Origin of the sequence: Luteococcus japonicus, from assembly GCF_003752415.1 — a bacterium.
In the GTDB taxonomy this organism is placed as follows: Bacteria; Actinomycetota; Actinomycetes; order Propionibacteriales; family Propionibacteriaceae; genus Luteococcus; species Luteococcus japonicus.
Window position 1 is genome coordinate 1449949 of the sequence record NZ_RKHG01000001.1, and the last position, 19076, is coordinate 1469024.

20 protein-coding genes are annotated in these 19076 nt (G+C 67.4%); 12 read left to right on the forward strand and 8 right to left on the reverse strand.

The window, feature by feature from the left end; translation table 11 throughout:
- Window positions 1-13: 13 nt before the first annotated feature.
- On the reverse strand, window positions 14-469 hold the full coding sequence (locus EDD41_RS07085; protein ID WP_123575416.1) for a DUF3151 domain-containing protein: 456 nt from the start codon (window positions 467-469) through the stop codon (window positions 14-16).
- A gap of 182 nt (window positions 470-651) precedes the next feature.
- Between EDD41_RS07085 and typA the strand changes: the two genes are divergently transcribed.
- Together typA and EDD41_RS07095 are read left to right on the forward strand one after the other, a co-directional pair.
- Window positions 652-2538: a translational GTPase TypA gene (gene typA / locus EDD41_RS07090; RefSeq protein WP_094764530.1), complete on the forward strand. Its 1887-nt coding sequence runs from the start codon at window positions 652-654 to the stop codon at window positions 2536-2538.
- A 224-nt stretch (window positions 2539-2762) separates the two neighbouring features.
- Entirely contained in the window at window positions 2763-3770 is a 1008-nt protein-coding gene (locus tag EDD41_RS07095) for a L,D-transpeptidase family protein (protein ID WP_170165273.1), read from the forward strand.
- Between the two features lie 101 nt (window positions 3771-3871).
- On the opposite strand, the gene ygfZ is transcribed toward EDD41_RS07095, so the two are convergent.
- The 4 genes from ygfZ to EDD41_RS07110 form a co-directional block, all read right to left on the reverse strand.
- Window positions 3872-4810: a CAF17-like 4Fe-4S cluster assembly/insertion protein YgfZ gene (gene ygfZ / locus EDD41_RS07100; RefSeq protein WP_094764532.1), complete on the reverse strand. Its 939-nt coding sequence runs from the start codon at window positions 4808-4810 to the stop codon at window positions 3872-3874.
- 12 nt (window positions 4811-4822) lie between these two features.
- On the reverse strand, window positions 4823-5326 hold the full coding sequence (locus EDD41_RS07105) for a nitrobindin family protein (RefSeq protein WP_123575418.1): 504 nt from the start codon (window positions 5324-5326) through the stop codon (window positions 4823-4825).
- Entirely contained in the window at window positions 5326-5454 is a 129-nt protein-coding gene (locus tag EDD41_RS17780) for a hypothetical protein (protein ID WP_256763119.1), read from the reverse strand. Before EDD41_RS17780 ends, EDD41_RS07105 begins: the two co-directional genes overlap by 1 nt.
- Before the next feature lie 67 nt (window positions 5455-5521).
- Window positions 5522-5737 (reverse strand): hypothetical protein, encoded by a 216-nt coding sequence (locus EDD41_RS07110; RefSeq protein WP_094764534.1) that lies wholly within the window; start codon window positions 5735-5737, stop codon window positions 5522-5524.
- Window positions 5738-5812: 75 nt separating this feature from the next.
- Here EDD41_RS07110 and dtd point away from each other — a divergent pair, with 75 nt between their 5' ends.
- Window positions 5813-6259 carry a D-aminoacyl-tRNA deacylase gene (gene dtd / locus EDD41_RS07115; RefSeq protein WP_094764535.1) on the forward strand — a complete coding sequence of 149 codons (447 nt, stop codon included), beginning with the start codon at window positions 5813-5815 and terminating at the stop codon, window positions 6257-6259.
- 3 nt (window positions 6260-6262) lie between these two features.
- Here dtd and EDD41_RS07120 read toward each other — a convergent pair whose 3' ends face one another.
- Together EDD41_RS07120 and EDD41_RS07125 are read right to left on the reverse strand one after the other, a co-directional pair.
- A complete protein-coding gene (locus EDD41_RS07120; protein WP_123575419.1) occupies window positions 6263-6904 on the reverse strand; it encodes a winged helix-turn-helix transcriptional regulator in 642 nt (213 codons plus the stop codon).
- A gap of 84 nt (window positions 6905-6988) precedes the next feature.
- Window positions 6989-7636 carry a hypothetical protein gene (locus tag EDD41_RS07125; RefSeq protein WP_123575420.1) on the reverse strand — a complete coding sequence of 216 codons (648 nt, stop codon included), beginning with the start codon at window positions 7634-7636 and terminating at the stop codon, window positions 6989-6991.
- 94 nt (window positions 7637-7730) lie between these two features.
- Here EDD41_RS07125 and mshD point away from each other — a divergent pair, with 94 nt between their 5' ends.
- The 7 genes from mshD (at window position 7731) to pstB (ending at window position 16163) form a co-directional block, all read left to right on the forward strand.
- Window positions 7731-8621, forward strand: coding sequence for a mycothiol synthase (gene mshD / locus EDD41_RS07130; RefSeq protein WP_170165274.1), 891 nt, complete (start codon window positions 7731-7733; stop codon window positions 8619-8621).
- Complete coding sequence (locus EDD41_RS07135) at window positions 8611-10737, forward strand: RNA degradosome polyphosphate kinase (protein WP_211336605.1); 2127 nt, start codon at window positions 8611-8613, stop codon at window positions 10735-10737. The genes mshD and EDD41_RS07135 overlap by 11 nt, the downstream gene beginning before the upstream one ends.
- A gap of 92 nt (window positions 10738-10829) precedes the next feature.
- Window positions 10830-11711, forward strand: a complete 882-nt coding sequence (locus tag EDD41_RS07140) for an NUDIX hydrolase (RefSeq protein WP_094763420.1) — start codon at window positions 10830-10832, stop codon at window positions 11709-11711.
- Window positions 11712-11876: 165 nt separating this feature from the next.
- A complete protein-coding gene (gene pstS, locus EDD41_RS07145) occupies window positions 11877-12965 on the forward strand; it encodes a phosphate ABC transporter substrate-binding protein PstS (protein WP_123575422.1) in 1089 nt (362 codons plus the stop codon).
- 133 nt (window positions 12966-13098) lie between these two features.
- Window positions 13099-14202 carry a phosphate ABC transporter permease subunit PstC gene (gene pstC / locus EDD41_RS07150; protein ID WP_123575423.1) on the forward strand — a complete coding sequence of 368 codons (1104 nt, stop codon included), beginning with the start codon at window positions 13099-13101 and terminating at the stop codon, window positions 14200-14202.
- A complete protein-coding gene (gene pstA / locus EDD41_RS17960; protein WP_094763417.1) occupies window positions 14199-15371 on the forward strand; it encodes a phosphate ABC transporter permease PstA in 1173 nt (390 codons plus the stop codon). Before pstC ends, pstA begins: the two co-directional genes overlap by 4 nt.
- A 15-nt stretch (window positions 15372-15386) precedes the next feature.
- On the forward strand, window positions 15387-16163 hold the full coding sequence (pstB, locus tag EDD41_RS07160) for a phosphate ABC transporter ATP-binding protein PstB (protein WP_094763416.1): 777 nt from the start codon (window positions 15387-15389) through the stop codon (window positions 16161-16163).
- A gap of 112 nt (window positions 16164-16275) precedes the next feature.
- Here the strand turns inward: pstB and EDD41_RS07165 are convergent, their stop codons facing one another.
- Window positions 16276-17448, reverse strand: coding sequence for a multidrug effflux MFS transporter (locus tag EDD41_RS07165; protein ID WP_123575424.1), 1173 nt, complete (start codon window positions 17446-17448; stop codon window positions 16276-16278).
- Between the two features lie 144 nt (window positions 17449-17592).
- On the opposite strand from EDD41_RS07165, the gene EDD41_RS07170 reads away from it, so the two are divergent.
- Together EDD41_RS07170 and EDD41_RS07175 are read left to right on the forward strand one after the other, a co-directional pair.
- A complete protein-coding gene (locus EDD41_RS07170) occupies window positions 17593-18090 on the forward strand; it encodes a MarR family winged helix-turn-helix transcriptional regulator (protein WP_123575425.1) in 498 nt (165 codons plus the stop codon).
- Window positions 18091-18100: 10 nt separating this feature from the next.
- Window positions 18101-18976: a ferredoxin family protein gene (locus tag EDD41_RS07175; protein ID WP_148060499.1), complete on the forward strand. Its 876-nt coding sequence runs from the start codon at window positions 18101-18103 to the stop codon at window positions 18974-18976.
- Window positions 18977-19076: the final 100 nt, after the last annotated feature.

Consider the following 19076-nt stretch of genomic DNA (forward strand, 5'->3'; position numbering starts at 1 on the left):
GTCGGGGTGCCCGTCAGTCCGCGTCGCCCGGCTGACCCTTCGAGAGCTCCAGGTAGGCCTCCTCGGAGCTGTCGCGCAGGAACTGTGCGCACCGCTCGGCCTCCTCGGTCTCCCGGATCCGTCCGGCGGCGACGGACAGCGCCCACAGGCAGCGCAGGAAGCCCTGGTTGGGCACGTGGCTCCACGGCACCGGACCGGCCCCCTTCCAGCCGCTGCGCCGCAGGGCATCGAGCCCGCGGTGGTAACCGGTACGGGCGTAGGCGTAGCCGGCAATGTCGTCCTCGAGTTCGCCGGTGCGCAGCGATGCCTCGGCGAGCAGTGCCCAGCAGAGGCTGGACGTCGGGTGGTCCTTGACCACCTCGAGGACGGCGTCGACGCCTCGTTCGGTGAGCAAGGCCAGCGCGGGATCCTCGGGGAGCTTCGTCTGGGGACCGGTGGCCATCAGGTTGGGGTGCGTCTCAGGAGCCATGGCACCACTCTAGGAGACCCCACCTACTCGTGGGGCACGCCTTGCCCAAGGCCGGACCGCGCCCCCTCCAGGGGCCGATGGGGCCGCGCTTCCTGAGGAGCAGGTGGCGACGTGTCAAGAGAGACGCCATCGGGCAGTAGAATCGACGAGTCAAATCCCTGTGAAGTTCGGAGTACCCCTGCATGCCCATCCGCAATGACCTGCGCAATGTCGCCATCGTGGCCCACGTCGACCACGGCAAGACGACTCTCGTCGACGCGATGCTGTGGCAGTCCGGCGCCTTCCGTGAAGGCTCCGATGTCAACAACCGCGTGATGGACTCGATGGACCTCGAACGCGAGAAGGGCATCACCATTCTCGCTAAGAACACCGCCGTCAAGCACACCATGGGCGACGGCGAAGAGCTGCTGATCAACATCATCGACACCCCCGGCCACGCCGACTTCGGTGGTGAGGTCGAACGCGGCCTCGAGATGGTCGACGGCGTGATCCTGCTCGTCGACTCCTCCGAGGGCCCGTTGCCCCAGACCCGCTTCGTGCTGCGCAAGGCACTGAACAAGAAGCTGCCGCTGATCGTGGTCATCAACAAGGTGGACCGCCCCGACGCCCGGATCACCGAGGTCATCGACGAGACCTACGAGCTGTTCATGGACCTCGTCGACGACGAGAATGCCGAGCAGCTCGACTTCCCGGTGGTCTTCGCCTCCGCGAAGGCCGGCCGCGCCTCGATGAACCAGCCGGCCGACGGCGAGATGCCCGACTCCGAGACCCTGCAGCCGCTCTTCGAGGTCATCGCCAAGACGATCCCGGCCCCCACCTACACCGAGGGCGCCCCGCTGCAGGCCCTGGTCACCAACCTGGACTCCTCCCCCTACCTCGGCCGCCTCGCGCTGTGCCGCATCAAGGAGGGCAAGATCCAGCGCGGCCAGCAGGTCACCTGGATCCGCCGAGACGGCAGCCAGCAGACCGTCAAGTTGTCCGAGCTGCTGATGACCGATGCACTGGAGCGCAAGCCCGTGGACGAGGCAGGCCCCGGCGACATCATCGCCATCGCCGGTATCCCGCAGATCACCATCGGTGAGACCATCGCGGACCCGGCCGACCCGAAGGCACTCCCGCTGATCCACGTCGACGAGCCCAGCATCTCGATGACGATCGGCATCAACACCTCGCCGCTGGCCGGCCGTGTCGGCAAGCAGCTGACCGCCCGCCTGGTCAAGGCGCGCCTCGACCAGGAGCTGATCGGCAATGTGTCCATCAGCGTCAACAACACAGACCGTCCCGACACCTGGGAGGTGCAGGGCCGTGGCGAGCTGCAGCTGGCCGTGCTGGTGGAGATGATGCGACGCGAGGGCTTCGAGCTCACCGTCGGCAAGCCCGAGGTCGTCACCAGCTTGGTCGACGGCAAGTTGCATGAGCCCTTCGAGCGGCTCACCGTGGACTGCCCCGAGGAGTTCGTGGGTTCCGTCAGCCAGATGATGGGCGTCCGCAAGGCCCGCATGGAGCAGATGGTCAACCACGGCACCGGCTGGGTGCGCCTGGAGTTCGTCCTGCCCGCCCGTGGCCTGATCGGCTTCCGCACCGAATTCCTCACCGAGACCCGCGGCACCGGCATCATGAACCACGTCTTCGAGGGCCGCTTCCCGTGGGCGGGCGAGATGCGCAACCGCCCCACAGGCTCGCTGGTGGCGGACCGGACGGGTGTCACCACCTCCTACACGCTGTTCAACCTGCAGGAGCGCGGCACACTGTTCGTCGGCCCCGGCGAGGAGGTCTACGAAGGCATGGTCGTGGGCGAGAACTCCCGCCCCGACGAGATGGACGTCAATCCCACCAAGGAGAAGCACCTCACCAATGTGCGCTCCGCCACGGGTGACGAGCTGGAGCGCCTGATCCCCGCGCGTCGGATGAGCCTCGAGGAGTCGCTCGAGTACTGCGCCGAGGACGAGTGCCTGGAGGTCACACCCACCCACGTGCGCATCCGCAAGTTGCAGCTCAGCCAGAACGACCGCTCCAAGGTGCGCAGCCGCGCCAAGGCCGCCGCCCTGTCCGCGAGCAAGAAGGACTGACGTCACCTGACGAAGTGCTGAGCAGCCGGCCCCGAACACCGTTCGGGGCCGGCTGCTTGTTTGATCGGGCAGACCGCTGCAGGTGGAGAATGGGGCCGTCGGATGCGAGACTTCATGCTGAGCGTCTGAACAACTCTCAGACAAACTCTCAACGAAGTCGGTGCAACCGAAGAGCGCGGTCGGACGTATTGGGAGTAGGAACTCACCACGGAGGGCAAACAGCCATGACCACCAAGATCTCGCGAGCAGTCGTCGCAGCAGCAGCCGCAGCCGCCATGATGGCGACGCCGTCACTCACGACGCCGGCCCACGCCGCCCCCATGCCGTCCGCCCCGATCGCGTCCCCCAACGCGGTGGTCGCCAAGCTCGGCAGCCGTGGGGCCACCGTCAAGAGCATCCAGTACAACCTGTACAAGGTCGGCCTGCTCAGCTCTGACAGCATCACCAGCTACTACGGCACCAAGACCCAGGCAGCCGTCAAGAAGTTCCAGGACCTGCGCGGACGCAAGATGACCGGCGTCGTCACGAAGTACGACTACGCCCTGATCACCAAGTTCGGAGCCGCCGTCAAGCCGGCGGCGAAGACGCCGGCAGCGAAGAAGCCGACGTCGCAGAACACCGTGGTCGCCAAGCTCGGCAGCCGCGGGGCCACCGTCAAGAGCATCCAGTACAACCTGTACAAGGTCGGCCTGCTCAGCTCTGACAGCATCACCAGCTACTACGGCACCAAGACCCAGGCAGCCGTCAAGAAGTTCCAGGACCTGCGCGGACGCAAGATGACCGGCGTCGTCACGAAGAACGACTACGCCCTGATCACCAAGTTCGGAGCCGCCGCCAAGGCCACCAAGCCGCGAGTCCGCCTCGACGGCCGCTGTCTGACGGGCCGCGCGATCTGCATCGACAAGGGTGACCGCAAGATGTACTGGGTCATCAACGGCAGCGTGAAGGCGACCTACCAGGTCCGCACGGGCCGGGCGAGTCTGCCCACCCGCTCCGGCTCCTTCCAGGTCTACCTGAAGCACCCGAACTGGTACTCGACGCTCTACCACGTGTACATGCCCTACACCATGTTCTTCTCCGGCGGACAGGCCGTGCACTACTCCAGCGAGTTCGCCCGCATCGGCTACTCGGGCGCCGGCAGCCACGGCTGCGTGAACATGAACAGCCGCAGCGACGCGAAGTGGCTGTACAGCCAGGTGCGCGTCGGCGACAAGGTCATCGTCACCGCCTGATCCCGGCCCCGGTCACCCCCGGAGCACCACGAACACGGACGAGGTCCCGCACCGAATTGGTGCGGGACCTCGTCACATCTGGGGCGTGGGCAGCCCGACGGTCAGAGCCGTGGGCGTACGTGCAGGCCCACTTCGGGGTCAACCAGGGTCTCCTGAGCGGCACTGATCCCCCCGGCCTGCAACACCGCGTCGACCGGCACATTGCGCTTGACCAGGCCCAGGGCAATGGGGCCCAGCTCGTGATGACGCGCCGAGGCCCCGACGAGACCCACCGGCCGGCCGTCGAGCTCCAGGGCGGAACCGAGCTCGGGGAGGGCTTCCATCGAGCCGTCGAGGTGCAGCTGCACCAGACGTCGAGGCGGGCGCCCAAGGGTGTTCACCCGGGCGACGGTCTCCTGGCCGCGGTAGCAGCCCTTGTCCAGGTGGGTACCCACCAGGCCGATCTCATTGGGGATGGTCTTGTGGTCCGTGTCGACGCCGATCCGCGGCACGCCCGCGGCGATCCGCAGCGCCTCATGGGCCCACACACCGACGGGGTCGGCGTCGAGCAGCGTCCCGCGGGGCACGATGTGCTCGAGACCGTCGGCGACCTCGCTGTGTCGGCTGGCGACGGCCTGCTGCGGGAACGCCACGTCGCGGCCGGCCCAGACCACCTCGAGGTCGTCACGCAGGGTGACCTCGACGCGCATCATGAAGCGCATCCGGTCCAGCCAGCCGGCCAGGTCCTCGCCGCGGCCGGCCTCGGTCCAGGCCCAGAAGCTGCCATCCCGGTCCACGCCGTGCAGCACATGTTCGATCCGTCCGTTGGGGTCCAGCACCAGTGCTGTGGTGGATCCACCGTCGGCCAGACCTTCGAGGTGCTGACTGGTCAGCGAGTGCAACCAGCCGAGCCGATCGGGGCCACTGATCTGCAGCACGGGACGGTTCGACAGGCTGACCTGTCCACCACCGGACTCCATGGTGCGCTGTTCACGCATCGGGTCACCCAGGTGCCAGACCAACCCGTCATCGAGGCCACCGTTGACCAGTACCGCGCTCATGCTTCCTCCGGATCAGGCCACACGCTGCAGGCGGGCCCACAGGTAGGGCTGCAGCTGGTGGTTGGTGGTGGCGCGGTCGAAGGTCCACAGCAGGTCGCCCTCCACCTGGCCGTAGAGGCGCGAGCCACCGGTGTACTCGACCTCGGCGGTGTTGGTGCGCGCCACGGCGTCGGTCACCAGCTCGATGCGCGCGCCGTCGATGGTGCCGGTCCACACCTCGCTCCAGCCCTCGGGTGCGGTGAGCACCACCTCAAGGTTCTTCTTGTCCTCGCTGGGGCGCCAGAAACCGGTCTCCATGCTGATCGGCTCCACGGGCGTGCCCTTGGAGTCCACCTTGTAGGTCTGGCAGATGTAGTGCAGGTACGGGCCGCCATTGGTCTCGAAGTCGATCTGCATGCCGTACTCGAAATCGCCGTGGCCGGGCCACGTGCCGTGGCCATTGCCGCGCCAGCGTCCAATCATCCAGGCCAGCGGGAACAGGGCCGGGTTGAGGTCATCGGGGATCTGGAAGGCCATCAGGAGTCTCGCTTCGTTCGTCGGGTCCGCCACTGGGTGGGCACAAGGAGGGTGACCAGCACGCCCACGGCGAGCAGCGCGACGAGCGCGCAGGCGATCGCGAGGACGATGACGGAGATGTTGGCCACCCGCAGAGTCTAACGACCGGCCCTGCGCTTTTCTTCCCGCGAGGCAGGGCTGCCGACGCGCAGGCGGTCAGATGCCGCCCATGCCTCCGGATCCCAGGAAGCCGGTGGTGACCGAGCCCTGGACCATGATCTCCTCGGCATCGGGACGCCGGCGCTCCGGGTAGGTCCCGTCGAGGTCCGCGTCCCCCTCCCGGACGAGGCGGACCGGCTTCATCACCAATTGCACGAGACGCGAAAGCAATCCCTTGAGGGTCTTCACGACCACCTCTCCCGATTCCGCCATGGAATCCCTTGTGGATCAACGCTACACGCCGGCGAGGCCATCCGCGCCCATTCGTCGTCGACTACTGTCACAGGCATGCGATGTGTGGTGCAGCGGGCCTTGGAGGGGCAGGTCAGCGTCGACGGCGAAGTGGTTGGCAGACTGCCGTCGCCGGGCTTGGTGGTGCTGGTGGGAATCACCCATGATGACGAGCCCACGGTGGTGCATCGGATGGCCGAGAAGCTGTGGGGGCTGCGCATCCTGGACGAGGAGAGGTCAGCCAGTGATGTGGCCGCTCCCCTGTTGGTGGTCAGCCAGTTCACCCTCTACGCCAATGTCCGCAAGGGCCGGCGTCCGTCGTGGAGTGCCGCGGCCCCGGGCCCGGTCAGCGAGCCGCTGGTGGACACCTTCGTGGAGGCCCTCCGCGGGCTGGGAGCACATGTGGAGACGGGCCGCTTCGGCGCCGACATGCAGGTGAGCCTGGTCAACGACGGACCGGTCACCCTGGTGCTGGACTCCGCCGAGCTCTTCGCGCCTCGCTGAGGCCTATCGGGAAGCCGCGAAACGGTAGCCGACATTGCGCACGGTGGTGATGTGCCCGTCGTACTCGGCGCCGAGTTTGGCGCGGAGGCGCCGGATGTGGACGTCGACGGTGCGGGTGCCGCCGTAGTAGTCATAGCCCCAGACCTCGCTGAGCAGCGTCTCCCGGCTGAGCACCCGGTTGGGGTGCAGCGCCAGGTACTTGAGCAGTTCGAACTCGGTGTAGGTCAGTTCCAGTGGCCGGCCGCCCACCGTGGCGGTGTAGGCCGTCTCGTCCACCTCCACCGGGCCGCAGACGATCCGGTTGCTGCCCTGTCCCACGTGCGTCAGGAGCCGGACGCGGGCGTCGATCTCCGCCGCCCCGGCCTGGTCCATCACGAAGTCCGCAATCCCCCACTGGGGGCTGAGCACGGCCAGTGCCTCCGCACCGACGAGCATCATGATGGGGGCCTCGACGTCCCGCCCCTGGATTCGCAGGCACAGGTCACGGGCCCCGGCCAGGTCCCTGCGCCCGTCGACCAGGACGACGTCGGCCTCCCGCAGCGCCGAGGAATCGGACTCCACGTCACAGCGGGTGTGTGGCACGAGGGCGAAGGCCGACGGCAGTTCCGCCGTGGGATCATGTGAGACCACGATGAGCCGAGCCATCCCCACCTCCGTCTAGACCGCCCCCTGGTCCGGGAGCATCTGCGGAAGATCGTTGCACGGCTTCGCAGCGGCGCGGCAATTGGGTCAGCAATCGGGATGCGAGCTCCCACGCCCCGGGGCTCCGCCGTCGGGCTGCTCGCGGCGCAGGACGATCGTGTCAGCCTCGGGGTCCACATGGCGTTCCTCATCGGCCGTGATGACGCGCCGAGCGTGGTCCATCCGCTGGGGGAGGACACCACGCGGCCCTGCCGGGTTGAACTGGTGGATGCCACCGAAGCCGGTGGCGAGGATCGCGGACACGCCGCAGGCAAGCGCCCACCAGTGGGCCTGTTCCTGGCGGGCGGTCTGCTCGGCCATCTGCAGGCAGGCCCACGGCCCCGCAAGTCCACACAGGACGGCCACCCAGCGCGCCGACGCGGAGGGCGTGAGCAGGTGCATCAGGGACACGTCCTTGGCGCCCGTCCACTCCTTCTGCGCCTGCCGCCACACGTGGAACTGGAGCAGGCAGACCAGCACGAGCAAGATGCTGGCGAGGTTGGCGACCATCGGCCACAGCCGGGAGGTCTGCTCCAGCCGCATCAGGGTGTGCGAGGACATCAGGGCACAGCCCAGCCCGATGAGGGAGACCAGCAGGGCGCCCGCGAGCTGCACGAGCAGGGCGCGCGTACGCGCGGCGACGGCGGGCTGGCGTCGCACACCAGTGACCTCGTCGACAGCCTGCTCGGAACTCATGTGAGGAGCCTAGCCTGCCCCACTGACACGGACCGGTCCACGGTGGTGGCAAGCTGTGGCGTCAATCGGCACCCGCCGGTATAGCGTGACTCGTGTGAACATCGCCATTGCTCGCACCGGAGCCCTCACCCCGCACCAGCGCGCCGCCGTTGAGCGGCTGGTGGAGGCCGTCACCGCCCATGACCGTGTCCGCCCGCTGAACGAGGCGGCCGGTTTCGCGCTGGACGGCAAGGGGCACGCCGTCCACTGGCTGGCCCACCGGGGAGGTGAGGTGGTCGGCTACGCCCAATGCGACCGCAGTACCCACCAGGCCCAACTGCTGGTCCACCCGGAGCACCGTCGCCAGGGCGTCGGATCCGCCCTGATGGACCAGGTGCAAAGGGTGGAGCCCCAGACCACCTGGTGGGCCTTCGGCAATCTGGAGGAGGCCCGTGGACTGGCCCAGAGCAAGGAACTGCGGCTGGAGCGCGAGCTGCTCATCATGGAACGTGATCTCGCCACCTTCCCGCCCGCTCGCGAGCCGGCCCCGGAGGGCATCGAGGTCCGCCCCTTCGAGGAGTCCGACGCCCAAGCCCTGGTCGAGGTCAATGCCGACGCCTTCACACATCACCCCGAGCAGGGTGCCATGACCTTGGAGGACTTCTGGATGCGTGCCGGGGAGGACTGGTTCGACCCGGCGGGCCTGCTTGTGGCCATCGATGATGACTCCGGCGCCTTCCTCGGCTTCCACTGGACCAAGACGGAGCGCCTGAACCCTGAGCGTCCCGACGAAGTGGTGGGCGAGGTCTACGTGATCGCCGTCGCGCCAACTGCCTCGGGACGAGGCATCGGCCGGGCCCTGCTGTCCGCCGGCCTGGCCCACCTCGCAGACCGGGGCGTCCAGCGCGTTCGCCTGTACGTCGAGGCTTCGGGCGAAAGGGTGGTCAAGATGTATGAATCCGCTAGATTTGCCGTTGTCACGCGCGATGCCAGCTATGCCCGTTGAGGAGACCACGTTGAACGCCAAGGACGTCGTTGCCCAGGCCGACAAGGCCCTGGACGACCTGCCGCCGAACCGATACTCCGACCGTGAGATGAGCTGGCTCTCCTTCAACAACCGGGTCCTGGACCTGGCCAAGGACGAGCAGCGCATCCCGCTGCTGGAACGGGCCAAGTTCCTGGCCATCTTCTCCTCCAACCTGGACGAGTTCTTCATGGTCCGGGTCGCCGGCCTGAAGCGTCGCATCGACGCCGGCGTCGCGGTCCGCAGCGTCACCGGGCAGATGCCGCGTGACCTGCACGACTCAATCCTCGTCCGTACCCAGGAACTGGTGACAGAACAGGCCGAGGTCTTCGCGCAGAGGGTGCGTCCCCAGCTCGCCGAGAACGGCATCGTCATCCTGCGTTGGGACGAGCTGACCGCCGCCGAGAAGGACCAGATGCGCACGCTGTTCAGCGAACGCATCTTCCCCGTCCTCACGCCGTTGGCCGTCGACCCCAGCCATCCCTTCCCCTACATCAGCGGCCTGAGCATCAACCTGGCCGTCCTGCTGAAGAACCCGCTGACCGGCCAGCGCCAGTTCGCCCGGGTCAAGGTCCCCACCATCCTGAGCCGCTTCATCAAGCTGGACAATGGCCGCTTCCTCCCGCTGGAGGAGATCATCAGCCGCCACCTCGACCAGCTCTTCAGCGGCATGCAGGTGCTGGAGCACACCACCTTCCGGGTGACCCGCAATGAGGACCTCGAGGTGGAGGAGGACGACGCGGAGAACCTGCTGTTCGCCCTGGAGAAGGAGTTGCTGCGCCGCAAGGTGGGCCGTCCCCCGGTACGCCTCGAGGTGCAGGACGACATCGACGACACGATGCTCGAGCTGCTGATGAGCGAGCTGGACGTGCGGGAGAAGGAGGCCTTCAAGCTCCCCGCCCCGCTGGACCTGACAGGTCTGTTCAGCCTGGCCGACGTGGACCGCGATGACCTCAAGTACCCCAACTTCCTGCCCATCACCCATCCGGACCTTGCGGAGGTGGAGACCGCCAAGCCGGCCGACATGTTCGCCGCCCTGAAGAAGCGCGAGGTGCTGCTGCACCACCCCTACGACTCCTTCGCCACCAGCGTCCAGCGCTTCGTGGAGCAGGCCGCGGCCGATCCCAAGGTGCTGGCCATCAAGCAGACCCTGTACCGCACCAGCGGTGACTCCCCCATCGTCGACGCCCTGATCGAGGCCGCGCTCGCCGGCAAGCAGGTGCTTGCCGTGGTGGAGATCAAGGCCCGCTTCGACGAGCAGAACAACATCGCCTGGGCACGCAAGCTGGAGAAGTACGGCGTGCACGTCGTCTACGGCATGGTGGGCCTCAAGACCCACTGCAAGCTGTGCCTGGTCGTGCGCGACGACGGCGACGGTCTGCGCCGCTATGCCCACATCGGCACCGGCAACTACAACCCGAAGACGGCGCGGATGTACGAGGACATGGGCCTGCTCACGTCCAACCCGATCATCACCGACGACGTCGCCCGCCTGTTCAACCACCTGTCCGGCATGACGCAGGAGACCAACTACCGTCGCCTGCTGGTGGCTCCGCACAGCATCCGCAAGGGGCTGATCGAGCGGATCGAGAACGAGATCTCCAACAAGCAGGCCGGCAAGCCCGCCGGCGTGCGGATCAAGGTGAACTCCCTGGTGGACGAGAAGGTCACCGACGCCCTCTACCGCGCCAGCCGCGCGGGCGTTCCGGTGGACCTGTGGGTGCGTGGCATCTGCACCATCAAGCCGGGAGTCCCCGGTCTCAGCGAGAACATCCGGGTGCGTTCCGTCCTGGGCCGTTTCCTGGAGCACTCCCGCATCTTCTGGTTCGCCAATGACGGCAGTCCGACGGTGGGCATCGGCTCGGCCGACCTGATGCACCGCAACCTGGACCGCCGGGTCGAGGTCATGGTGGGCATCACCAACCAGCGACACATCCGCGAGATCGAGGCGATGTTCGACGTGGCCTTCGACGAAGGGACCGTCTCCTGGCAGCTGGTGGACAACCAGTGGACCCCGCACACGACCGACGAGAACGGTGAGCCCTTGATGGACCTGCAGGAGGAGGAGGTCCGCAAGACCTCACAGCGTCGTCACTGACCCACACCCCCTGGGCCGGACGGACACCGCAGGGTTCCGCCCGGCCACACACCGCCAACCCACCCCGACGAGCACGGCAGGTACGCGCAGACATGGGCAGCAAGGGCAAGATCACCGCGGCTGGAGCCGTGGTGCTCAGGGACGCAAAGAATGGGCGCGAGGTGCTGGTCGTGCGCCGATCAACCTACAAGGACTGGTCCTTGCCGAAGGGCAAGCCGAAGACCGACGAGGACCTGCCCGCCACCGCGGTGCGGGAGGTGCATGAGGAGACGGGGGTCCGGATCCATCTGGGCCTGCCGGTGGGCACCACGAAGTACACCGTCGACAAGCACGCCAAGGTGGTGAAGTGGTGGCTGGGCGTCATCGAGTCCGAGCGACGTCGCCGGCCGGACAAGGAGATCGAGAAGGCCGTCTGGATGCCGGCCGACAAGGCACTCAAGAAGCTCAGCTATCCCAATGAGGCGGCCATCCTGGAGGAGGCCCTTGCCCTGGAGTCCCGGGCGACGGTGCTGCTGGTGCGGCATGGCAAGGCAATGCTGCGCAAGCACTGGAGCGGCGCGGACCAGCGTCGACCGCTGTCCAGCCGGGGCCGTCGCCAGTCGAAGCGGATCTCTGCACTGCTGGCCGCCTACGGCACCAGTGACCTGGTCTCCTCCACGTCGACCCGCTGCCTGCAGACCCTGGAACCCTTTGCGAGCATGCACAAACTGCCACTGACCGGCGTCGGGCTGCTGAGCGAGGAGGAGGCCGAGGGGCACGGCCCGCAGGTGGAGCACTTCATGGCGGGTCTCCGGCGCCAGGCGGCGGAGAGGGGCTCCGTGGTGGCGGTCTGCGGACACCGCCCGGTCATCCCGGACATGAGGACGGGGCTGCTCGTCACCGACGCCCCGATGCTGACGGCCGAGGTGCTGGTGGTGCACCTGGACGAGGACGGCGAGCCGATCGCCGTGGAAACTCACAAATGTGCCTCCTGACAACGGAGCATCCACTGCCCTGACGGCGATTCGAGACAACGTTCACCGAGCGTTAACCAGCTGGGGAGAAACAGGACACGTCCTCTCCCTACCGTGACCGTCAGGGGGGCACAGTGCTCCCGGCGCGGCGGCTGCCGCGGGAGCGACACAAGGAACAACGTGACGATGAATCGCACTGGCAAGTACGCAGCACTCGCCATCCTCGGAACCCTCAGCCTCGCCGCCTGTGGTGGCAATGACGCCGGGACGGCCGCGACCAGCGCCGCCGGCAGCCTGAAGGGCGAGGGTTCCAGCGCCCAGAAGACCGCCATGGACGAGCTGAAGAAGTCATACCAGGACCAGTGCGGAAACAAGGGCACCATCGAGTACAACCCCACCGGCTCCGGCAAGGGCATCACCAACTTCAACGCCAAGCTGGTCGACTGGGCCGGTTCGGACTCGGCCCTGAAGGACAAGCCGAAGGACGACGGCACCATCGAGACCGACGCCGCCAAGAAGCGTTGCGGTGGCAACGAGGCCTGGAACCTGCCGATGGTCGTCGGCCCGGTCGCCTTCGCCTTCAACCTCGACGGCGTCGACGAGCTCGTGCTGACCCCGGAGATCCTGTCCAACATCTTCGCCGGCAAGATCACCACCTGGAACGACGAGGCGATCAAGAAGGCCAACCCTGACGCCACCCTGCCCGGCGACAAGATCACCGTCTTCTACCGTTCCGGCGAGTCGGGCACCACCGAGAACGTCACCAAGTACCTGAAGGCCGCCGCCCCGTCCGCCTTCACCGCCGAGACCGGCAAGAAGTGGCCCATGAAGGCCGGCGAGGGCAAGGACGGCTCCTCTGGTGTTGCCGAGGCCGTGTCCTCCACCAAGGGCGCCATCAGCTACATGGAGTGGAGCTACGCCCAGTCCAACAACCTGAACATCGCCAAGATCGACAATGGTGGCGGCGCCGTGGAGCTCACCCCCGAAACGGTCGGCAAGGCCGTCGAGGGTGCCGAGGTCAAGGGCAAGGGCAATGACCTCAAGCTCGGTCTGAAGTACGACATCAAGGAAGCCGACGCCTACCCGGCCATCCTGGTCACCTACGAGATCGTCTGCTCGAAGGGCCTGGATGCGGGCAAGACCGCCCTGCTGAAGGACTACCTGACCTACACCGCCTCGGACGAGGGCCAGGGCCAGCTCGAGGATGCCGGCTATGCCCCGCTGCCGAAGTCGATGCAGACGAAGGTCCAGGAAGCCATCAAGGCCATCGCCTGATCCTTCCAGGCGTCCTCGTGACACCACTGCAGTGACCCTGGGAGTGGTCTCCTCGCCCAGAGAGGAGGCCACTCCCTCTCACTGTGACCGCCCCCACCGGCACCCTGCAGCACCCACCAGAAGAGGGAAATCCATGCCCACACCAGGCACTGAACCGCGTCGCGGTGCGCCGCCTGTCGACGCCGCCGAGTCACCCGCGGACATCGTCCACCACCACGAGCCCCACGCCGAGGCGCCCACCCCCGCGGTGAAGCGCGCCGTGGCCAGCAAGAAGCCCGCGGCCTCCACCCCCGTCGTCGAGACCGCGCCCGTGAAGCTCGACGAGGTCAAGCGGGGCGCAGACCTGGCCTTCAAGTCGGCCACCGGTCTGTCGGCTGGCCTGATCGTCACCATCGTGGGCTTCATCGCGGTCTTCCTGCTGGCCCTCGCCGTGCCGGCGCTGGGCCGCAACAACGCCAACTTCCTCACGTCGAACGAGTGGGACCTGGGCAGCAAGTTCAGCTTCGGCATCTCCGGGCTGATGTGGACCACGGTCTTCAGTTCGATCATCGCCATGATGATCGCCGTGCCGATCGCCATCGGCGTCGCCCTGCTGATCACCCACTACGCCAAGGGTGCCCTGTCCAACACCATCGGCTTCATGGTGGACCTGCTGGCCGCCGTCCCGTCGGTGGTCTACGGCCTGTGGGGCCTCCGCGTCCTCGGGCCGGTCCTGGTGCCGGTGGGTGAGTTCCTCTCCAAGATCCTGGGCTGGATCCCCATCTTCAAGCCGGGGCTGCTGCCCTCCCCCGGTACCGTCTTCACCGCGTCCACCGTCCTCGCAATCATGATCCTGCCGATCGTCACCTCGATCTCGCGCGACGTCTTCGCGCAGACCCCACGTGACAACATCGAGGCCGCCTGGGCACTGGGGGCCACCAAGACCGAGATGATCCGTACCGCGGTGATTCCCTACGGCCGCTCCGGTGTCACGGCCGCCGCCATGCTCGGCCTGGGCCGTGCACTCGGTGAGACCGTCGCCGTGATGATCATCCTGTCCACAGTGCAGGAGCTCGACTTCTCCATCTTCGGTGGTGGCGAGACCTTCGCCGCCCGGATCGCCAATGGCGCCGGCGAGCTGGACAGCGCGGACAAGACCGGCGCCTACATCGCTGCTGGCCTCGTGCTGTTCGTGCTGACCTTCGTCGTCAACGCCGTGGCCCGTACCCTCGCCAACGCCGGAAAGGTCAAGGCATGAGCACCGCCGTCAACACCACCTCCGCACCCGCCGGGGAGTCGAAGATCGAGCTGCGAACCCCGTCGGGCAAGCGTCAGCTCATCGACCGCTCGGCCACCGCATTCGTGTGGCTCGCAGGCCTGCTGGCCATCATCCCGCTGTTGTGGATCCTGGGAACCGTCGCCGTCAAGGGCGCCGCCCCACTCGTCACCGCACAGCCCGACTACATCAAGACCTGCGCCACCAAGGACGGGTCCAAGTGGGTGCGCGTCGAGCAGTCGCAGTGCGGCGCCGAACCCGCGTCCCCGTTGGACTATCGCTACACAGAGTCCGGCAAGTACGTCGGCGTCGGCGAGCAGATCGAGGGCCTGTCCAAGGGCAAGGAGCCCACAGCGGTCTCCACGGAACTCCGCATCGGGGAGCCCCAGGGTTCCTCCGCTGGCACGGCCAAGGAGTTCAGCCTGCAATGGTGGACCTCCGACGAGGGACAGGCCACCCAGAACTCGTCGGCCGGTGGCGCCAAGCACGCCATCATCGGCACCCTGCTGATCGGCCTGATCACGTCGTTGATCGCCGTGCCGATCGCAGTGCTGGGAGCCGTCTGGCTCGTCGAGTACGCCCGGGCGACGAAGGCCGCCAAGGTGGTCAGCTTCGCCATCGACATCCTGTCCGGCGTGCCCTCCATCGTCGCGGCACTGTTCGTCTTCGCCCTGGTGATCACGATCGGCGGCATGGACCGCTCCACCTTCGCCGCCTCCCTGGCGTTGGTGCTGCTGATGCTGCCCACCGTGCTGCGCTCCACCGAGGAGATGCTGAAGCTGGTGCCCGACAGCCTGCGAGAGGCCTCCTACGCCTTGGGCGTGCCGAAGTGGAAGACCATCCTCAAGGTGGTCATCCCCACCTGCAGCTCCGGCATCCTGACCGGCATCGTGCTCGGCCTGGCCCGCGTGATGGGCGAGACCGCCCCGCTGCTGATCCTGGTGGCCTTCGCCACCGGCACCAACTGGAGCCCCTTGGCCTCCAACATGGGCTCCCTGCCGACCATGATCAACGAGGACCGTCGCTTCGCCGTCGGTTCCACCGGTGAGGTGCGCGCCTGGGGCGCGGCACTGACCCTGGTCCTGCTCGTGATGATCCTCAACCTCATTGCTCGCGGCATCGCCCGCATGGGCAAGATCGCCGACAAGTAAGCAAGGAAGACACCAATGGCCAAGCGCATCGAGGTCAAGGACCTCAACATCTACTACGGCAAGTTCCACGCGGTCGACAGCGTCTCCTTCACCGTGGAGCCCCGCACCGTCACCGCCTTCATCGGCCCGTCGGGCTGCGGCAAGTCAACCGTGCTGCGCACCCTGAACCGCATGCACGAGGTCATTCCCGGCGCCACCTGCACCGGCGAGGTCCTGCTCGACGGCGTGAACCTGTACGGCGACGGCGTCGATCCGGTGGCCGTGCGCCGTCTGGTGGGCATGGTCTTCCAGCGCCCCAACCCCTTCCCATCGATGAGCATCTACGACAATGTCGTGGCGGGCCTGCGCCTCAACGGCGTCACCAACAAGGCCAAGCTCGACGAGGTGGTGGAGCGCTCGTTGCAGGGCGCCAACCTGTGGAATGAGGTCAAGGACCGCCTGGACAAGGCCGGCACCGGCCTGTCGGGTGGCCAGCAGCAGCGTCTGTGCATCGCCCGCGCCATCGCCGTGGAGCCCGAGGTGCTGCTGATGGACGAGCCCTGCTCCGCCCTGGACCCCATCTCCACCCTGGCGATCGAGGACCTGATCCAGGAACTGAAGGAGAAGTTCACCGTCGTCATCGTGACGCACAACATGCAGCAGGCAGCTCGAGTGTCGGACCAGACGGCCTTCTTCAACCTTGCCGCGACCGGCAAGCCCGGCCAGCTGGTCGAGATCGGTGCCACCGAGAAGATCTTCTCCAACCCGGACCAGAAGGCCACCGAGGACTACATCACCGGCCGCTTCGGCTGATCAACCTGGCTCTTGGGCGCTCCTCGCACCCGAGTGCTACATGCGACGCCCCCCGCGAATTCTCGCGAGGGGCGTCGTCGCTGACGAGGTCTGGGCGACCGTCGGATCGTGATCAGCTGGGCTCAGTGCGGCCGAGGGCGAACCAGACCAGTACGGCGACGGCATAGGCGACCAGCATGATCACGGCCATCGGCAACGGGCCGCCGGTCCCGAAGAAGCCCACCACCGGCGCGATGGCGGCACCCAGGATGAACTGCCCGGCCCCGAGCAGCGCCGAGCCGGCGCCCGAGGCATGCTGGGCGAGCGTCTGCCCAAGGGTCATCGTCGAACCGATGATCCAGGCCAACCCCAGCTGGGTGACGAACAGGCAGATCCAGGTGACCACCATGGTGTCGCCGTGGACGACGTCGAAGAGCACTTGTGCCAGCGCCCCGGTCAGGCTCAGGCCGATGCCCAGCGGCAGCAGTCGTTCCAACGGGAAATGGGCCGACAGACGGCCGAAGACCATCGAGGAGAGGATCACGGCAGCGGAGTTCACGGCGAAGACGATGCTGTAGCCGGTGGGCGACATCCCGTAGTGCTCCTGGAAGACGAAGGTGGAGCCGGAGATGTAGGCGAACATTCCGGCCGAGGCAGCACCGAGCGTCAGAACCATGCCGAGGAAGCGCTTCAACGCGACCAGCTCGATCATCGGGCGGGTCGACGCGCCGAGGTTGCCTGTCGTGCGCAGGTGCTCGGGATGGCTCTCGGGAACCAGACGGGCGGCGAGCAGCAGGGCGATCAGACCGGCCGCCGCCAGCACGACGAAGATGGCATTCCACGGGGCCACGCGCAGCACCGCCGCACCGATCACCGGAGCGATCACGGGGGCGACGCCTATCACCATGATGAGCACCGAGTAGGCCTTGGCCAGCTCCGTGCCACGCAGCTGGTCGGTGAGCACTGCGCGCGCCACGACCATGCCGACGGCACCGCAGAAGCCCTGCAGGAAGCGCGCGCCGACCAGCAGACCGGCGCTCGGAGCGATGGCGGCAAGCAGCGAGAAGCCCACGAAGGCCGCGGTGCCGAGCAGCAGCGGACGTCGACGTCCGATCTTGTCGCTCAGCGGACCGACGACCAGCTGACCCAGGACGATGCCCACCAGGCACGCGGTCATGGAGAGCTGGATGGAGGCGGCCGGGACGGCCAGGGAGCGGGCCATCGCCGGGAAGGCAGGGACGTACATGTCGATCGACAGCGGGGCCAGCGCGCTGAGGAAGGCGAGAACTGCCACGAGCCCGCCCATCCCTCGTCTCTCCTGTGCTGACTCGATGACGGGCGATGGAATGGTGCTGGTACTCACTGGCAGACTTTCGAGGTGGACTCCGGAATCCGATCAGACTCCGAAAAACCGTAACACGATAGACAACTGGTTTACCAAAGGAGCGACATGACAGAGACCCCGCAGACGATGGTGGCCCGAGCCTGGCAGGAGAACTTTCCGGGTCTCGACGTCAGCCCCATCGAGATCTTCGGACGCCTGCGGCACCTCCAGGAGCAGCACGAGGAGGCCCTCGCCCCGCTCTACGAGGGCGCGCCGATCAGCCAGGGGGAGACCGCCGTCCTCATCTTCCTCCGTCATGCCGAAGGCCCCACGATCGCCCGACGGCTCGCCCACCAACGGGGCTGCTCCGCTGCGGCGATGGGCAAGCTGCTGTCGAAGCTGGAGCGTCGAGGCATGGTCACCCGACGCCCGAACCCTGCAGACCGTCGCTCCGCGCTGGTCGAGATCACCCCCACCGGCGCCCGGATGGTGGACGACTACTTCCCCCGCCAGCTGGCCCTCGAGGCCAGCATCCTGGACGGCCTGCCCCAGGAATGGCGCCAGCAGTTCGTCGAGGCCATGGACGTCCTGTCGGACCGGCTCCGCCCCCTGGCGGGGCCATAGGGTGGAGACCATGACCACATGCAGCGACGGATGGGACGGGGCCGGGATTCCCGCGCTGGGAACGGCACCCGACGCGCGCTTCTGGGTGGCGCTGGAACAGCCCGGACCCTGGGGCGCCAAGGCCTTCACCCAGTCCCGGCTGGATCCGGAGCTGGGTCAACGGCTGGAAGCCGCCGTCGCGGCTCGAAAGGGACGGCTGCTGCTGGTCCGCAACCCCCTCTCCCACCCGGACGAGGACGGGCCACGACGCCTGGTCGTCGGGGCCGGCCCGATGCATGCACCGTGGGTGGCCGAGACCGTCATCGAGAACGCGGCAACCCTCCTGCACCTCCTCGACGGATGGCCGGACCTGGACATCGTCGAGACTCCCCCGCCGCCCCTGCAGCCCTGCGAACCGGTCCTGCTGGTGTGCACCAATGGCAAGCGCGACGTGTGCTGTGCCGTCAAGGGTGCCCCACTGGCACGTCGGCTGGCGGCGCGCTTCCCCGAGCGGGTCTGGGAGGCCACCCATCTGGGAGGGCACCGCTTCGCCTGCACGGCCCTTGCGCTGCCCTCGCGCCAGATGCTGGCTCGCATGGCCGAGTCTCTGGCCGTCCGGGCGATGGACGGCGAGCTACTGGCCCTGGACGCCCACCACGACCGCGGGCGCTCCGAGCTGCCCCAGCTGGCCCGCGTCGCGGACGCCTGGTTGCGAGGCGGCACCGGCGAGACCGATCCGGGAGCCGTCGCGTTCACCGTCGACGGCGACGTGGTGGCCGCAACGCACCGCGACGGCCGCAGCTGGACGCTGCAGATCACCAAGCACTCCAGCGACGAGCTGGAACTTCCCGAGAGTTGCGGCAAGCCCGCGGTGCCCGCCAGCTGGTGGCAGGTCACCGAGCTCTGATGTAGTTTCGACAGCTCTGAGTAGTTTCGACAGCTCTGACTGGTCATGACAGCTCTGGGCATACCGCCTTGTCACGGTGGGGGCAACGGAGAATGGCGGG

Bases quoted from the DNA above. Each gene is read 5' to 3' on its own strand.
- EDD41_RS07120 (WP_123575419.1), bottom strand. From the start codon at position 6,904: ATGGCTCGGCTCATCGTGGTCTCACATGATCCCACGGCGGAACTGCCG.
- EDD41_RS07125 (WP_123575420.1), bottom strand. From the start codon at position 7,636: ATGAGTTCCGAGCAGGCTGTCGACGAGGTCACTGGTGTGCGACGCCAG.
- pstB (WP_094763416.1), top strand. From the start codon at position 15,387: ATGGCCAAGCGCATCGAGGTCAAGGACCTCAACATCTACTACGGCAAG.
- EDD41_RS07140 (WP_094763420.1), top strand. From the start codon at position 10,830: ATGGGCAGCAAGGGCAAGATCACCGCGGCTGGAGCCGTGGTGCTCAGG.
- EDD41_RS07110 (WP_094764534.1), bottom strand. From the start codon at position 5,737: ATGGCGGAATCGGGAGAGGTGGTCGTGAAGACCCTCAAGGGATTGCTT.
- EDD41_RS07170 (WP_123575425.1), top strand. From the start codon at position 17,593: ATGACAGAGACCCCGCAGACGATGGTGGCCCGAGCCTGGCAGGAGAAC.
- pstA (WP_094763417.1), top strand. From the start codon at position 14,199: ATGAGCACCGCCGTCAACACCACCTCCGCACCCGCCGGGGAGTCGAAG.
- EDD41_RS07175 (WP_148060499.1), top strand. From the start codon at position 18,101: ATGACCACATGCAGCGACGGATGGGACGGGGCCGGGATTCCCGCGCTG.
- EDD41_RS07085 (WP_123575416.1), bottom strand. From the start codon at position 469: ATGGCTCCTGAGACGCACCCCAACCTGATGGCCACCGGTCCCCAGACG.
- ygfZ (WP_094764532.1), bottom strand. From the start codon at position 4,810: ATGAGCGCGGTACTGGTCAACGGTGGCCTCGATGACGGGTTGGTCTGG.
- EDD41_RS07165 (WP_123575424.1), bottom strand. From the start codon at position 17,448: ATGGGCGGGCTCGTGGCAGTTCTCGCCTTCCTCAGCGCGCTGGCCCCG.
- pstC (WP_123575423.1), top strand. From the start codon at position 13,099: ATGCCCACACCAGGCACTGAACCGCGTCGCGGTGCGCCGCCTGTCGAC.
- typA (WP_094764530.1), top strand. From the start codon at position 652: ATGCCCATCCGCAATGACCTGCGCAATGTCGCCATCGTGGCCCACGTC.
- EDD41_RS07105 (WP_123575418.1), bottom strand. From the start codon at position 5,326: ATGGCCTTCCAGATCCCCGATGACCTCAACCCGGCCCTGTTCCCGCTG.
- pstS (WP_123575422.1), top strand. From the start codon at position 11,877: ATGAATCGCACTGGCAAGTACGCAGCACTCGCCATCCTCGGAACCCTC.
- EDD41_RS07095 (WP_170165273.1), top strand. From the start codon at position 2,763: ATGACCACCAAGATCTCGCGAGCAGTCGTCGCAGCAGCAGCCGCAGCC.
- EDD41_RS07135 (WP_211336605.1), top strand. From the start codon at position 8,611: ATGCCCGTTGAGGAGACCACGTTGAACGCCAAGGACGTCGTTGCCCAG.
- dtd (WP_094764535.1), top strand. From the start codon at position 5,813: ATGCGATGTGTGGTGCAGCGGGCCTTGGAGGGGCAGGTCAGCGTCGAC.